The 14504-nt window shown below is 64.9% G+C and carries 13 protein-coding genes; 6 read left to right on the forward strand and 7 right to left on the reverse strand.

The annotated features are described in order from the left end of the window. Positions 1-116 precede the first annotated feature (116 nt). From ychF to ACM61V_RS07135, 6 genes are all read right to left on the reverse strand, one after another. Positions 117-1217, reverse strand: a complete 1101-nt coding sequence (gene ychF, locus ACM61V_RS07110; protein WP_137787120.1) for a redox-regulated ATPase YchF — start codon at positions 1215-1217, stop codon at positions 117-119. Between the two features lie 73 nt (positions 1218-1290). Then, on the reverse strand, positions 1291-2934 hold the full coding sequence (locus tag ACM61V_RS07115; RefSeq protein ID WP_137787119.1) for a hypothetical protein: 1644 nt from the start codon (positions 2932-2934) through the stop codon (positions 1291-1293). 107 nt (positions 2935-3041) lie between these two features. Beyond that, a complete protein-coding gene (locus tag ACM61V_RS07120; protein ID WP_137787118.1) occupies positions 3042-3623 on the reverse strand; it encodes a TIGR02466 family protein in 582 nt (193 codons plus the stop codon). 3 nt (positions 3624-3626) lie between these two features. Then, positions 3627-4196, reverse strand: a complete 570-nt coding sequence (pth, locus tag ACM61V_RS07125) for an aminoacyl-tRNA hydrolase (protein ID WP_137787117.1) — start codon at positions 4194-4196, stop codon at positions 3627-3629. A gap of 84 nt (positions 4197-4280) precedes the next feature. Next, a complete protein-coding gene (locus ACM61V_RS07130; RefSeq protein WP_137787116.1) occupies positions 4281-4907 on the reverse strand; it encodes a 50S ribosomal protein L25/general stress protein Ctc in 627 nt (208 codons plus the stop codon). A 112-nt stretch (positions 4908-5019) separates the two neighbouring features. Continuing rightward, positions 5020-5916, reverse strand: coding sequence for a TraB/GumN family protein (locus ACM61V_RS07135; protein WP_249341572.1), 897 nt, complete (start codon positions 5914-5916; stop codon positions 5020-5022). An 84-nt stretch (positions 5917-6000) separates the two neighbouring features. Between ACM61V_RS07135 and ACM61V_RS07140 the strand changes: the two genes are divergently transcribed. The 5 genes from ACM61V_RS07140 (at position 6001) to ACM61V_RS07160 (ending at position 12842) form a co-directional block, all read left to right on the forward strand. Next, entirely contained in the window at positions 6001-6912 is a 912-nt protein-coding gene (locus ACM61V_RS07140; protein ID WP_249341571.1) for a glycine--tRNA ligase subunit alpha, read from the forward strand. Beyond that, positions 6909-8990, forward strand: coding sequence for a glycine--tRNA ligase subunit beta (gene glyS, locus ACM61V_RS07145; protein ID WP_419713905.1), 2082 nt, complete (start codon positions 6909-6911; stop codon positions 8988-8990). Before ACM61V_RS07140 ends, glyS begins: the two co-directional genes overlap by 4 nt. A gap of 75 nt (positions 8991-9065) precedes the next feature. Then, positions 9066-11738 (forward strand): pyruvate, phosphate dikinase, encoded by a 2673-nt coding sequence (ppdK, locus tag ACM61V_RS07150; RefSeq protein ID WP_137787112.1) that lies wholly within the window; start codon positions 9066-9068, stop codon positions 11736-11738. 10 nt (positions 11739-11748) lie between these two features. Next, positions 11749-12318 (forward strand): DUF1214 domain-containing protein, encoded by a 570-nt coding sequence (locus ACM61V_RS07155; RefSeq protein WP_137787111.1) that lies wholly within the window; start codon positions 11749-11751, stop codon positions 12316-12318. After that, the gene (locus tag ACM61V_RS07160) at positions 12315-12842 is read left to right on the forward strand and encodes a DUF1254 domain-containing protein (RefSeq protein WP_171007596.1); all 528 of its coding nucleotides are present in this window, start codon (positions 12315-12317) and stop codon (positions 12840-12842) included. Before ACM61V_RS07155 ends, ACM61V_RS07160 begins: the two co-directional genes overlap by 4 nt. A 1-nt stretch (position 12843) precedes the next feature. Here ACM61V_RS07160 and ACM61V_RS07165 read toward each other — a convergent pair whose 3' ends face one another. After that, on the reverse strand, positions 12844-13734 hold the full coding sequence (locus tag ACM61V_RS07165; protein ID WP_137787109.1) for a prephenate dehydratase: 891 nt from the start codon (positions 13732-13734) through the stop codon (positions 12844-12846). Positions 13735-13844: 110 nt separating this feature from the next. Between ACM61V_RS07165 and ACM61V_RS07170 the strand changes: the two genes are divergently transcribed. Continuing rightward, entirely contained in the window at positions 13845-14489 is a 645-nt protein-coding gene (locus tag ACM61V_RS07170; RefSeq protein WP_137787247.1) for a c-type cytochrome, read from the forward strand. Positions 14490-14504 lie beyond the last annotated feature (15 nt).

A 14504-nucleotide genomic window follows, 5' to 3' on the forward strand; every position in this document is an offset into this window, starting at 1 on the left:
GCGCTTACGCCCGCCACGTTACGGGCGGAAGGCGCAATTGCCGATGTCGGCGCGGTTTGACGCATTCCGATCAGCCGCCGCCCGATCATGCCAACCGGCAATCGTCCGTGGCAACTTCAGACGTTGAAGCGGAACAGCATCACGTCGCCATCATGGACGACATATTCCTTGCCCTCCTGCCGCAGCTTGCCCGCCTCGCGCGCGCCAGCCTCTCCGCCGAGCGCGACATAATCGTCATAGGCGATCGTTTCGGCGCGAATGAAGCCGCGTTCGAAATCGGTGTGAATCTCGCCGGCCGCGCGCGGCGCCTTCGATCCGGCCGGGACGGTCCAGGCACGAGCCTCCTTTGGCCCTACCGTAAAAAACGTGAGCAGGTGGAGCAGCTTGTAGCCGGCCTGGATCACACGGGCGAGGCCGGTTTCGGCCAAGCCCAACTCGGACAGGAACTCGCCGCGATCCTCCGGTGGCATCGTCGCGATCTCCGCCTCGATCGCGGCGGAAACGACAACGGCCTCCGCGCCCTCAGCTGCGGCCTTATCGAATACGCGCGCGGAATGGGCGTTGCCGGTCGCGGCATTCTCCTCCTCCACGTTGCAGACATAGAGGATCGGCTTTGCGGTGAGCAGTTGCGCCTGCGCGAAGACGCGTTCCTCCTCCACGTCACTCGGCGCAGTCAGGCGCGCGGGCTTGCCCTCGCGCAGCAGCGCGAGCGCCTGACCAAGCACGCTCGCGCCGATCTTCGCTTCCTTGTCGCCGGACTGGCCCTTCTTGATGAGGGCAGGCACGCGCTTTTCGAGGCTTTCCAGGTCCGCCAGCATCAGCTCGGTCTCGACGGTTTCGGCATCGGCGATCGGATCGACCTTGCCCTCGACGTGGGTCACATCGCCGTTTTCAAAACAGCGCAGGACATGGACGATCGCATCCACCTCGCGGATGTTGCCGAGGAACTGGTTGCCGAGCCCCTCGCCCTTCGATGCCCCGCGCACCAGGCCGGCAATATCGACGAAGGCCAGCTGCGTCTCGATGATCTTGGCCGATCCCGCGATTGCCGCCAGTTTAGACAGCCGCTGATCGGGGACGCCGACATTGCCGACATTTGGCTCGATCGTGCAGAACGGATAGTTCGCGGCCTGCGCAGCTGCCGTTTCGGTCAGCGCGTTGAAAAGGGTGGACTTGCCCACGTTGGGCAGGCCCACGATGCCGCAGCGGAAACCCATGTTCGTACCTCAAGATGTGGGAATGCGGGCGGCCCTACAGCGTCCGCCCGCATCGCGCCACCCCGGAGCGCGTTCAGCGGTGGTCGTGTTCCCGCTCCGGGCCGCGTTGCGGTGGTGCTGCCGGGCGTGTCGGGCGCTCCGCCTGCGCCGGTGGACGGGGCGGTTCCGGCGCCCGCGCAACCGGTTGCACACGCGTCTCGGCCGCGCGCAACTGCTGCGCCCGCATTTGCGACTGGGCACGTTGCGCTGTCTCAGCGGCGCGCATCTGCTGTTGCTGCTGCGCGCGCGCCTGCATCTGCTCGGCGCGCGCGGCGTTCGCCTGTTCGCGACGCGCATTGTCCGCAATCCGCGCCTGCTGCTGCTCGACCCGCACAGTCTGCTGTTGCTGTCGGTGCTGCGCCATCTCGGTCATGCGCAAGCGCTGATGGTGGGCCTGCATGTTCCGCTGCTGCTGTTGCTGCTGCCGCTGCGTCATCTCCGTCGCAAGCACGTGATTCTGGTCCGCGCGGATCGATTGTGGCTGACGTCGCGCCTGCAACCGCTGTTGGTTCATCTCGTTCGCCCGTGCCTGTCGCTGTTGCTCCACCCGGGCGGCCAGTTGTTGACGCTGCTGTGTCAACTGGGCGTTCCCGGCCTGCTGCTGGGCAATCATCTGCTGATGCTGTTGCTGCGCCCGCGCCTGCATCTGCTCCTCTCGGGTGCGATTTGCGTCTGCGAGTAGCGCCTGCTCGTTTCGCGCCGCCACGGCATGCTGGCGTTGGGCGATGGCCGCGCCGACCGCTACCGCACCGCCCGCGACTGCGGCTGCGGGCGCGAAACGGCTGGCATCCCGTGCCCACGGTGCCTGCTGCCAATGCGCGGGGATCGCGCGCGGCGGCGGGGCCGCGTGATAGCTGTCGGCCTGCCAATCCGCGAACCGACGGGCGTCGGCCTGTCGGCGGATCTGTTCCGCCTGCCAGTGATTTTGCGCAACGGCGTCCTGCCGAGCGTAGTTCGCCCACGCGGGCTGGCGCATCCGCACATCGCCCCATCGCTGTCGGGTTTCGAACCAGGTCGTTCTTTGGCTCGTCCAGCTTTCCGCGCTGATCGCGATGCGCTGCGCGCGCGATGCACGCCACAGATCGCGCCCGCGCGACAGATAGCGTGAGGCATAGACGAGCTGCGGCCCATAATCCGCCCACGGGACGACCGCGCCATCCGGCGCATAGACAACCGCTAGTTGCCCATCGTCATAACCGTAGGAATAATAAGGATCGCGGACGAAATACGGCTGTTCCGCGCCCGGACGGTAATAATAGGTGCGGTAGCCACCGGAGACCGGTTCGGCGAAGACGACCGAATCGTCATAGCCCTGCCATGCCCATGGCTCCACGCCCTGATAGTCGAAGCCGTAATCGGGAGGCGCATCGCCCAGCGCGTCGTTGAAGCGATACGCTGCGTCGGCATAGGCATATTCGGCGCCGCGCCCGCTATCGCGCACCCGAACGGTGCGGATCGGGCGGGCTTCGGGCAGCGCCGCCGCGCGCGGTGCGGTCGTGATTGGCGTAGCGGGTGCGTCCGTCATCGGCAGTGTCGCGGGGAGGTCTGGAAGCGGGGCCGCGGCGCTCTGGTTGGCGAGCAGCGCCTGGCTGTCGTTCGGCGTACGGTTGCAGCCGGTGAGAGCGAAAGCGAGCAGCGCCGCCGAGGCGCTGAAGCGGGAAAAGCGTGATCCTGCCATCACTAGGTAACTCCATCCATCTCCCGGAACTTCCGTTGCGTAACGCGCAACGGATGAATGGGTTCTGGGCGAGCGGTTCATATGGCAGCAGGCTTGCCCCCATCAGTTCAGCTATAGTTGAAGCTAATGCTGATCCGGTCATCCTTCGCATCGCTCGGCATGACCTCGTGGCGGAGCCAGCTTTCCCACAGAAACACGGCGCCGCGCGCGGGCTGCGCATAGACGAAGGTATCCGGCCGCAGCGGCGCGGCCATCAGCATCGGCAGGCGCGGATCTTCCAGCTTGAGCGCGCCTGCCCCGGCCGGCACCGCGATATAGCAGGTGCCGGAGACGACGCTGTGCGGATGGATGTGCCCGCTATGAGTTGCATGCCGCTTCATGACATTCACCCACAGGCTGTCGAGCCGCAGCCGGCGACCACCGAGATCGAGTTGCAAGTCGCGAGCAAAGGTGGCGACATGCTTGTCGAGCCGCCGCTTGAGCGCAGCGAAGGCGGGATCGCGCCCGGGCAGGTCATCGAGCGAGGCATAGCTGGTGTAGCCGCGATAGCCGTTCGCGCGTGACCAGGCCCGGCCGGCTCCATCCTCCTGCGCCAGGGTGAGCGCGGAATATTCAAGATCTGCTACCAGCGTCTCGTCATCGATCCGGCCTTCGTAGAACAGGGTTGGAAACAGGGTGCGGGTCGACACGGTTCAATCCCCTTGGCGCAGCGCGATATCGTTCATGAAGCGCACGTCGTCGCCCTCCGCCAGCTTCGGCGCCTCCGCCGCAAGTGCGCCGAGCAGGTCGGCCAGCGGATCGATCTCGCTCTTGGCGTAATTGCCGAGCACATATCCGGTTACGCGATCTTTGTGGCCGGGATGGCCGATGCCGATCCGCACGCGGCGGAAATCGGGGCCAAGGTGCTGGTCAACCGAGCGTAGCCCGTTATGCCCCGCCGTGCCGCCACCGTTCTTCACCTTCACCTTGAACGGCGGCAGATCGAGCTCGTCATGAAACACGGTGAGCGCATCCGGCGCGAGCTTGTAGAACCGCAGCGCCTCGCCGACGCTGCGGCCGCTTTCGTTCATGAAGGTCGCTGGTTTGAGCAGAAGGATCCTCTGGCTGCCGAGCCTTCCTTCCTGCACCCAGCCCTGAAATTTCTTCGCCACCGGGCCGAAATCGTGCACTTCTGCGATAGCGTCCAGCGCCATGAAGCCCACATTGTGCCGCTGCATCGCATATTGCGGCCCCGGATTGCCGAGCCCTACCCAAAGCTGCACGCTTCGTCCCCTTTCGAAAATGAAACGGGCGGGGGGACGTCGCCGTCACCCCGCCCGAAACGGCTTACCGGAAAACAAGTCAGATTACTCGGCCTTGTCACCTTCCTCGGCTGCGTCGCCTGCTTCAGCATCGGCCTCGTCCTCGGCCGACTTCAGCGCGGACGGCGCGACGATGGTCGCGATGGTGAAGTCGCGGTCGTCGATCGCGGACTCGGTGCCCTTCGGCAGCGTGATCGCCGAGATGTGGAGAGAATCGCCGACTTCGAGGCCCTTGAGCGAAACCAAGATCTCGCTGGGTATTTCCGCCGCGTCGCACACCAGCTCCAGCTCGTGGCGAACGATATTGAGGACGCCGCCCTTCTTCAGGCCAGGCGATTCCTCCTCGTCCTGGAACACGACCGGCACCGCGACGGTGACCTGAGCGTGCGCCGAGATGCGCAGGAAGTCGACGTGGACCGGACGGTCGGTGACCGGGTGGAAGTGCACGTCCTTCGGCAGCGTGCGCTCGCCGTTGACCATGATGACCGAATTCATGAAGTGCCCGGTGCCGAGCGCCTTCACCAGCGCCTTCTCCTCAAGGTGAATCGAGGCGGGCTTTTTGTTCTGGCCGTAGATCACGGCGGGTACGCGGCCTAGACGACGCAGATCGCGGGAGGCTCCCTTGCCAACCCGATCACGCGTCTCGGCTGCGAGCGTCAGCGTGTCGCTCATTACAGTATCTCCGAAACGATATTTGGTTCGTCTCCCGCCACGCCTCCAGGGATGACCATGACGGGAAGCCGGCGCGCCTAGCGGAAGATGCGCGAAAAGGCAATGGCGCGGCTCAGTAGCGGATTCGCACCGCCTTCAGCTTGTAGCGCAGCAATTGCTCCTGCACGCTGCCCTTGCCCGCCAGATGCCCCGCACCGACCGCGATGAATACGGTGCCCGGGGTGCGCATCCGCTCCGCGATCCACCCCGCCCACTGCTTGTTGCGATTGAGCAGCAACATCTGGGCCACCTCGGGCGAATCGTCCAGCGACGCATTCATGTCCTTGGCCAGTTCGTCGGGCCGGCCGGCCGCCCAGTCGGCGACCATCTTGTCCATATTCTCGCGCGCTTTGGGCAGTTCGTCGATCGTCGACGATAGCAGGTCGATCTGCCCTTTCTGCGAAATCCGGTCGAACACGGATAGCTGCCCCTCGAACGTTTCCAGTCCGATCACCGGCTTGTTCTGCGCCTTTGCCGCTCGCGTCAGAATGCCTTCGGGGCCGTTGGCCGGATCATAGCCGATCTTCTCAAGCGGCAGGATCGACAGGCTGATCGCGGCGAACCAAGGCCGCATCCGATCATATTGAGAGAGGGAAAATCCGTTCTCGGTCAGCGCCTTCGCCAGTGCCTCGCGCTTCCCCGCCGGAAGCTGTTCCGACAGGGTCGGGCCGGTGGGGGCAAATGCTTTCGACAGCACCACTTTCTGCTGTGTCGCCTGATCCGGCTCCACCATCTCCAGCACCAACGTGCCGGACCGGTCGAACGCCTTCTTAACCGCCTGGTCGAACCAGGAGAGGCCCGGTTGCAGCACATGGATCGTGCCGAACAGGTAGATCGTGGTGTCTTTGTCCTTCACCACCCACAAGGCAGGATCGGCATCCTTCGTCGCGACCGGGGCCGGCTGAGCGCAGGCGGGAAGGGCAAAGGCGAGACCGATGGCGACGAACGAAGCGGAAATGGAACGGTACAAGCGGCGACCTCGTGTCAGAGTGGCAGGGGCAGATTTACTCATGCCCTTGCCTGTTGGCGAGCCATCCGTCATTGCCCGCGCGCGATGAACAACAGGTCAACAGAAGCGCCACTGAGCTTCCAGGACATGATCCTGCGCCTCCACCAATATTGGAGCGAGCGTGGCTGCGTGATCCTTCAGCCGTATGACATGCGGATGGGGGCGGGCACGTTCCACCCCGCTACTACGCTGCGTGCGCTGGGGCCGGAAACGTGGAATGCCGCCTTCGTCCAGCCGTGCCGCCGCCCGACCGATGGCCGCTATGGCGAAAATCCCAACCGGCTCCAGCATTATTACCAGTATCAGGTGATCCTGAAACCCAGTCCGCCGGACCTGCAGCAGCTTTATCTCGGCAGCCTCGCCGCGATCGGGGTGGACATGAGCCTGCATGACATCCGCTTCGTCGAGGATGATTGGGAAAGCCCGACGCTGGGGGCCTGGGGCCTCGGCTGGGAAGTGTGGTGCGACGGGATGGAGGTGACGCAGTTCACCTATTTCCAGCAAATGGGCGGCTATGACTGCAAGCCCGTGGCCGGTGAGTTGACCTACGGTCTCGAGCGGCTGGCGATGTATATCCAGAACAAGGACAGCATCTACGACCTCGCGTTCAATAGCGAGGGCGTTACCTATGGCGACGTGTTCCTTGAGAACGAGCGGCAGATGTCGAAATACAATTTCGAGGTCGCCGATACGGAAACGTTGTTCGAGGGTTTCCGCAAGGCTGTGGCCGAATGCGAAAATTGCCTGGCGAACAATATCCCCGTTGCCGCGTATGAGCAGGCGATCGAGGCGAGCCACCTGTTCAATCTGTTGCAGGCGCGCGGCGTGATCTCGGTGGCGGAGCGCCAGGCCTATATCGGCCGGGTCCGCGATCTGACAAAGAATAGCTGCGCGTCGTGGATCGCGGAAAACACGCCCGCATGGCAGGCGAAATACCCCGATTGGAGCGCGGCGTGACCGATTTCCTGCTCGAACTACGCTCGGAGGAAATCCCCGCGCGCATGCAGGCGAAGGCGCGCGAGGATCTGGCCCGGCTGTTTGCCGCCGAGCTGGCGCAATCCGGCATCGCGGCGGCGGAAACAGTGACCTACGCCACGCCGCGCCGCCTCGCGCTGATCCTGCGCGGCCTGCCTGACGCGACCGAGGCGGTGCGCGAGGAAGTCAAAGGTCCGCGCAGTGCAGCGCCGCCGCAGGCGCTGGAAGGCTTCCTGCGCAAGACCGGCCTGACGCGCGAACAGCTTGAAGAGCGGGACGGCGTGTTCTTTGCCGTGACCGAGCGCCCCGGCCGCGCGACCGCCGAGGTGCTGGCCGCTGCGATCCCCGCGGTGATCCGGGCCTTTCCCTGGCCCAAATCGATGCGCTGGGGCGCCACCTCGCGCTCGACCGAAAGCCAGCGCTGGGTGCGCCCGTTGCACGGCATCGTCGCGCTGTTCGGCGGCGGGATCGTCCCCGTTACCGTCGCGGGGGTGGAGAGCGGCGCGGCGACGCTTGGCCATCGCTTCCACCATCCGGGCGCGATCACGATCGGCTCTGCGGCGGATTATGTCGAGAAGCTGCGCGCCGCGCATGTCATCGTCGATCAGGACGAGCGGATGGCGCTGATCCGCGATCGCGCCACTGCGCTGGCGCGCGAGGCCGGGTTTGAGCTGATCGAGGATGAGGGGCTGGTCGCGGAGAATGCCGGGCTCACCGAATGGCCGGTGCCGCTGCTCGGTCGCTTCGACGCCGCGTTCCTTGAGGTGCCGCCGGAGGTGATCCAGCTCACCGCGCGGGTGAACCAGAAATATTTCGTCTGCCGGGATGGCGCGGGCAAGCTCGCCAACGCGTTTGTCTGCACCGCGAACATCGCTGCGACGGATGGCGGCGCCAAGATCGTCGAGGGCAACCGCAAGGTGCTCGCCGCGCGCCTTTCGGATGCGCGCTTCTTCTACCAGACGGATCTCAGGGTGCCGCTGGAGGAGCAGGCGAAGAAGCTGGAGAAGATCGTCTTCCACGAAAAGCTCGGCACCGTCGCCGACAAGGTGGAGCGCGTCGCGAAGCTGGCGGAATGGCTGGCGAGCGAAAAGATCGTCCCGAACTGCGATCCAAAGCTGGCGCGTCGCGCGGCGGAATTATGCAAGGCCGATCTCGTCACCGGCATGGTCGGCGAGTTCCCCGAGTTACAGGGCTTGATGGGCGGATATTACGCCGCCGCACAAGGCGAACCGCGCGAAGTCGCCGAAGCGATCCGCGATCACTACAAGCCGGTCGGGCAGGGCGATGAGGTGCCGACCGCGCCGGTCACGGTGGCGGTGTCGCTGGCGGATAAGCTGGATACGTTGGCGATGTTCTTCTGGGCCAACGAGATGCCGTCGGGGTCTCGTGATCCCTTCGCTTTGCGACGCGCTGTATTAGCGATCGCGAGGCAAATTCAGCAGAATGAACTTCGCCTGCCCCTAACGCGCACGTTTGACCGTGTGATTTCATTCAGCTTCATCGACGAGTTTGATCGATTCGAAGATGATGCGTCACGTGCGTTTATTCCCGTCCTCCTCGGCTTCTTCGCCGACCGCCTCAAGGTCCAGCAACGCGAGGCGGGTGTCCGGCACGACCTGATCGATGCGGTGTTCGCGCTCGGGGGAGAGGACGATCTCGTCCGGCTGCTCGCGCGCGTCCATGCGCTGCAATCGTTCGTCGGCACCGATGACGGCGCGAACCTGCTCGCCGGATACAAGCGCGCGGCGAACATCCTCAAGAAGGAGGGTGTCGAGAGCGCCGAGTGGACGCCACTCGACTATGCGCCCGAGCCCGCCGAGGCGGCGCTGATCGCAGCGCTGGACGCCGCCGAGCCCGCCGCCGCGCGCGCCGTCGCCAACGAGGATTTCGAGGCGGCGATGGCCGCGCTCGCCACGCTCCGCGCGCCAATCGACGCATTCTTCGAGGCGGTCACGGTCAACGATGCCGATCCGGCAAAGCGCGATGCGCGGCTCGCGCTGCTTGCGCGGGTTCGTGCTGCGGTGCACAGCGTGGCCGATTTCTCGCGGATCGAGGGATAATAGTCCCGCGTTCGGCATTATCTGCATTCTCTTCTTTCGCGTTCCCCGGCGAATTCACACACTTAGGGATTGAACATGACGCAATACGTGTATCGGTTCGGCGGCGGTGTTTCGGATGGAGGCAAGGGCGACAAGTTCCTGCTCGGCGGCAAGGGCGCGAACCTGGCCGAAATGGCCTCGATTGGCCTGCCGGTGCCACCGGGTTTCACCATCTCGACCGAGATGTGCACGCGCTATTACGACGATGGCGAGCAATTCCCGGAATCGCTCCGCGCCGAAGTGGCGCAGGGTATCGCGCATATCGAGGGCGCGACGGGCAAGAAATTCGGCGATGCCTCCGCGAGCGGGGCGGGGCCGCTGCTCGTCTCGGTCCGTTCGGGCGCGCGCGTTTCGATGCCGGGCATGATGGATACGGTGCTCAACCTGGGCCTCAATGATGCGACCGTAGAGGGGCTGGCGACGGTTTCCGGCGACGAGCGCTTCGCGTGGGACAGCTATCGCCGCTTCATCCAGATGTATTCGGATGTCGTGCTGGAACTCGATCACGGCGCGTTCGAGGAAGCGCTGGAAATCGCCAAGGAGGACAAGGGCTTCACGCTCGATACCGAGATGTCGGCGGCGGACTGGAAGGCCCTGGTCGCGGAATACAAGGCGCTGGTGGAGAAGGAATGGGGCAAGCCTTTCCCGCAGGATGTGCACGATCAGCTGTGGGGCGCGGTGGGCGCGGTCTTCGGCTCATGGCAATCGGAACGCGCGAAGGTCTATCGCCGGCTCAACGACATTCCGGGTGACTGGGGCACGGCTGTGAACGTGCAGGCGATGGTATTCGGCAACATGGGCGATACGTCGGCGACCGGCGTCGCCTTCACGCGCGATCCGTCGACCGGCGAGAACGCCTATTACGGTGAGTTTCTCATCAACGCGCAGGGCGAGGATGTCGTCGCGGGCATCCGCACCCCGCAATATCTGACGAAGGCTGCGCGCGAGACGGCGGGCGCCAAGGCCGCCTCGATGGAAGAGGCGATGCCGGAGGTTTATGGTGAGCTGGCGGCGGTGTTCGATCGGCTCGAGAACCATTATCGCGACATGCAGGACATCGAATTCACCGTCGAGGCGGGGAAGCTGTGGATGCTCCAGACCCGCTCGGGCAAGCGCACTGCCAAGGCCGCGCTGAAGATCGCGGTGGAGATGGCGGACGCGGGGCTCATCACCCGCGAGGAGGCGATCTTGCGAGTCGATCCGCAGGCGCTCGATCAGCTGCTCCATCCGACGCTGGATCCAGATGCAACGCGCGACGTGCTGACCAAGGGCTTGCCCGCATCGCCGGGCGCGGCCAGCGGCGCTGCCGTGTTCGACGCTGACACGGCCGAGCGCTGGGCCGCGGATGGTCGGGCGACGATCCTGATCCGCACCGAGACCTCGCCGGAGGACATCCACGGCATGCACGCGGCCAAGGGCATTCTCACGGCGCGCGGCGGCATGACGAGCCACGCGGCGGTGGTGGCGCGCGGCATGGGTCGTCCCTGCGTGTCCGGCGCGGGCGCGCTCTCGATCGATGCGAAGGCGAAGGTCGCGCGGATCGGCGCGCGGGAGGTACGCGAGGGCGAGATCGTCACCATCGACGGCACCACCGGCGAAGTGATGGCGGGCGAGGTCGCGACCATCCAGCCGGAGCTGGCCGGTGATTTCGGCACGCTGATGGAATGGGCCGATGCGGTGCGTCGCCTGAAGGTGCGCGCCAATGCGGAAACGCCGCTCGATTGCCGCACCGCGCGCGAATTCGGCGCGGAGGGCGTTGGGCTGTGCCGCACCGAGCATATGTTCTTCGATGCAGCGCGGATCACGGCAGTGCGCCAGATGATCCTCGCCGCCGATGAGGCCGGGCGGCGTGTGGCGCTGGACAAGCTGTTGCCGGAACAGCGCCGGGATTTCGTGGAGATCCTGGAGGTGATGGCCGGCCTGCCGGTGACGATCCGTCTGCTCGATCCGCCGCTGCACGAATTCCTGCCGCATGAGGAAGCGGAGTTCGCGGAGGTCGCGGCGGCTGCCGGTGTGGACGTGGACGTGCTGAAGCGCCGCGCGGCGGAATTGCACGAATTCAACCCGATGCTCGGGCATCGCGGGTGTCGCCTCGGTGTCACCTATCCCGAGATTTACGAGATGCAGGCGCGCGCGATTTTCGAGGCGGCGCTCGATGTCGCGGACAAGTCCGGCGAGGCGCCAATCCCCGAGGTGATGATCCCGCTCGTCGCCACCAAACGCGAACTGGAACTGATGAAGGCCGTTGTTGATCGCACCGCCGAAGCGGTGTTCGCCGAGCGCGGGAAGCGCGTTGACTATCTCGTCGGCACGATGATCGAACTGCCGCGCGCCGCGCTGCGCGCCGCCGAGATTGCCGAGGCTGGCGAGTTCTTCTCCTTCGGCACCAACGATCTCACGCAGACGACGCTCGGCGTCAGCCGGGATGACGCCGCGCGCTTCCTTACATCCTATGTGGAGAAGGGAATCTACGCGAAGGATCCGTTCGTGAGCCTCGACGTGGAGGGCGTGGGCGAACTGGTGCGGATGGCGGCCGAGCGCGGTCGTTCGACGCGGCCGGATATCAAGCTCGGGATTTGCGGCGAGCATGGCGGCGATCCGGCCTCGATCGCCTTTTGCGAGGCGGTGGGTCTGGATTACGTCTCGGCCTCGCCTTATCGTGTGCCGATCGCGCGGCTGGCGGCAGCACAGGCGGCACTGAACAAATAGGAGCGCGCGCGTGAAGCCATGGGCCCGCTATCTGATCCTTGGGGTGGCGGGCGTCGTGGCCGGGTTTGGCAGCGCGATCTACACGGTGCGCGCCGGTGCGCTAGGATCTAACGTAATGATCGGGCCATGGGCGACCGGCGTGGATTTCGGCTCTGCGGATCAAAGCGCGCGCACCCGTGCGGTGGTCGCGCGGCGCGGGCTCCTCGCGTTGCCGGCACGGGAAGCGCGCTATTATTCCTCCGCCACAGACGACGCCGGCCGCCCGCTCGATGGACGCTGCAGCTATCGGATCACGGGCGGCGCGTTACCCGGCCGGTGGTGGAGTCTGACGCTGTACGATGGGGACGGCTATCTTGCGGGAGACGGCCCCTATTCGGTCGAGAGCGCGGCTATCCGAGCTGGCGAGCAAGGGCGCTGGACGATGTTGGTATCGCCTGACCGGCAGGCCGGCCACTGGTTGCCTACTGCTCGTCTCGATCATTTCGAACTCACGCTACGCACCTATTTGCCATCCGATGCCGGCACAACCAGCCCGGCGCGCGATCAATTGCCCAGCATCCGGCGGGAGGCATGCAAATGATCCGGCGGTGGGCCGGGCCGATCGGGTTGGCAGTATTATTGGCGGTCGTGACGTGGTTCGTCACGCTTTCACGCACGCCGGAAACGCTAATGGCGACGGCCGTTTCGCGGTTGGGCAAAGCAGGGATGAACAGCTTTGCGCACTCACCGCTTGCCACCAGCAAGTCGCGAGCAATCGTGCGGCCCAGCCCTGATCTCGCTTATTCTTCCTGCCCGTTCGATCTTTCGAGAGGGGCACTTGTGGTGACGGTCGAGCCAGTCCCGGCGCTCTATTGGTCGCTGTCGGTGTTTCAGGCGAACACCGATGTCGCGTTAGTGCGCAACAACGTCGAGACGCACGGCAGGCCGATCACGGTGGTGGTAGCGCAGGAAGGGCAGGTAGCGCCAGCTGGTGCTGAAGTTGTGCGGGTCAAAGGTGCCCGCGGCGTCGCGTTGATCCGCGTTCTGGTGGACGATCGCGCGCATTTTCCGGCTATCGACGCGGCGCGGCACAGATCGACCTGTCGCGTATTAGCGACAGGCTAGATCAGCCGCGTGTCCGCGCCTGTTTATAGGTGCCCAGCACGCGGACCCATTTTGAGTGAAAGCCTAGTTCCTCCATCGCGCGATCAAACGGCGCATCGCCGGGTCGCCCCTCTACATCCGCGAAGAATTCGGTCGCAGCGAAGCTGCCGGCGCGCTGATAGCTCTCCAGCTTTGTCATGTTGACGCCGTTGGTCGCGAAGCCGCCCATCGCCTTGTAAAGCGCCGCCGGAATGTTCTTCACCTCGAATATGAAGGTTGTTATCCACGGGCCCTCTCCCGCAGACGGGCGGCCGCCCCGTGCAAGCATCACGAAGCGGGTAGTGTTGTGATCAGCGTCTGCGATGTCGTTCGCCAGTAGTTTCAACCCATAGATTTCAGCGGCTGGGGGCGGCGCGAGCGCGGCCGTTTGCGTGTCACCAACCTCCGCTACCATCGCAGCGGCGCCTGCGGTGTCCGGATAGGCGACCGGCTGAATATCGTGCGCCTTCAGCCAGTGGCGGCACTGACCAAGCGCCTGCGGATGGCTCATCGCCTGGCGCACCTCGTCCCGCGTGCCTAAGCCCATCAGAGCGTATCGGATCGCGAGGAAATGCTCGCCAGTGATGACAAGGCCGGATTCGGGCAGCAGAAAATGAATATCGGCCACGCGTCCATGAAGCGAATTTTCGATTGGTATCATCGCTAGCGCGGCGCGCCCGTCCTTTACCGCATCGATCGCATCCTCGAACGAAAAGCATGGCAGCGGCAAACAATCCGGAAACGCTTCCAGCGCGGCGACATGGCTGTTAGCTCCGGGCGCGCCTTGAAACGAAACCGCTCGCTCCGGCTCGGCGGAGGCGGCGGCGACCATCTGTGCGACGATCGGTCTGGCGGGGGCGGCAAAGTTCTCCATGTCGGTATCGGCCGTTAGCCGCGATCGGCGAGCATGCAAAGCGCCGCTTGCGGTACGATCCCGGCTTTCCTATGGGGTTCGGCATAAAGTCTCAGGGGCGGTTTCTGGATATGGACGATCGGAACAACACCATTGCGGGTTGGGTGCTTGCGGCATGTGGCGCGGCGTTGGGGTTGTCGATCGCGGGCGGCATGATTTTCCACTCCGGTCACAGCGAAAAATTCGGCTACCCGGTTGAGGCCGCGGACGATGCCGGTGGCGGCGGCGCGGCGGCGGCTGTGCCGATCGCGTCGCTCCTGCCAAAGGCGGATGCGGCAAAGGGTGCCGAAGTGTTCAAGAAGTGCGCGGCCTGCCACACGATCAATCAGGGCGGTGCAAACGGGGTCGGGCCGAACCTGTACGCTACGCTTGGCGATGAAATCGCGCAGGGCAAGGGCGGTTTCGCCTTCTCCGATGGACTGAAAGCCATCGGCGGCAAGTGGGATTTCGACAAGATGAACGCGTGGCTCACCAGCCCGCGTAAATTTGCCAATGGCACCAAGATGACCTTCGCGGGCCTGTCGAACCCGCAGGATCGCGCCGATGTGATTCTCTATCTCAACCAGCAGGGGTCGAATTTGCCGCTGCCGGCCGCACCGGCCCCTGATGCCAAGCCCGAAGCGAAGGCTGAGGGCGCGACCGCCAATGCGGCCTCTCCTGCAGACGCGTCCGCGAATGGCACGGCGCCTGCCGCTGGGGCAATCGCCAAGAAGTAGGTAGCCGACCGGCAT

Origin of the sequence: Sphingomonas sp. TX0543 (assembly GCF_048565505.1) — a bacterium.
Taxonomy (GTDB): domain Bacteria; phylum Pseudomonadota; class Alphaproteobacteria; order Sphingomonadales; family Sphingomonadaceae; genus Sphingomonas.

What these genes read in the sequence shown, in the direction of transcription:
- ychF (WP_137787120.1), bottom strand. Translation starts at nt 1,217, where the DNA reads ATGGGTTTCCGCTGCGGCATCGTGGGCCTGCCCAACGTGGGCAAGTCC.
- ACM61V_RS07115 (WP_137787119.1), bottom strand. Translation starts at nt 2,934, where the DNA reads ATGGCAGGATCACGCTTTTCCCGCTTCAGCGCCTCGGCGGCGCTGCTC.
- ACM61V_RS07130 (WP_137787116.1), bottom strand. Translation starts at nt 4,907, where the DNA reads ATGAGCGACACGCTGACGCTCGCAGCCGAGACGCGTGATCGGGTTGGC.
- ACM61V_RS07140 (WP_249341571.1), top strand. Translation starts at nt 6,001, where the DNA reads ATGAACAACAGGTCAACAGAAGCGCCACTGAGCTTCCAGGACATGATC.
- ppdK (WP_137787112.1), top strand. Translation starts at nt 9,066, where the DNA reads ATGACGCAATACGTGTATCGGTTCGGCGGCGGTGTTTCGGATGGAGGC.
- ACM61V_RS07160 (WP_171007596.1), top strand. Translation starts at nt 12,315, where the DNA reads ATGATCCGGCGGTGGGCCGGGCCGATCGGGTTGGCAGTATTATTGGCG.
- ACM61V_RS07165 (WP_137787109.1), bottom strand. Translation starts at nt 13,734, where the DNA reads ATGGAGAACTTTGCCGCCCCCGCCAGACCGATCGTCGCACAGATGGTC.
- ACM61V_RS07170 (WP_137787247.1), top strand. Translation starts at nt 13,845, where the DNA reads ATGGACGATCGGAACAACACCATTGCGGGTTGGGTGCTTGCGGCATGT.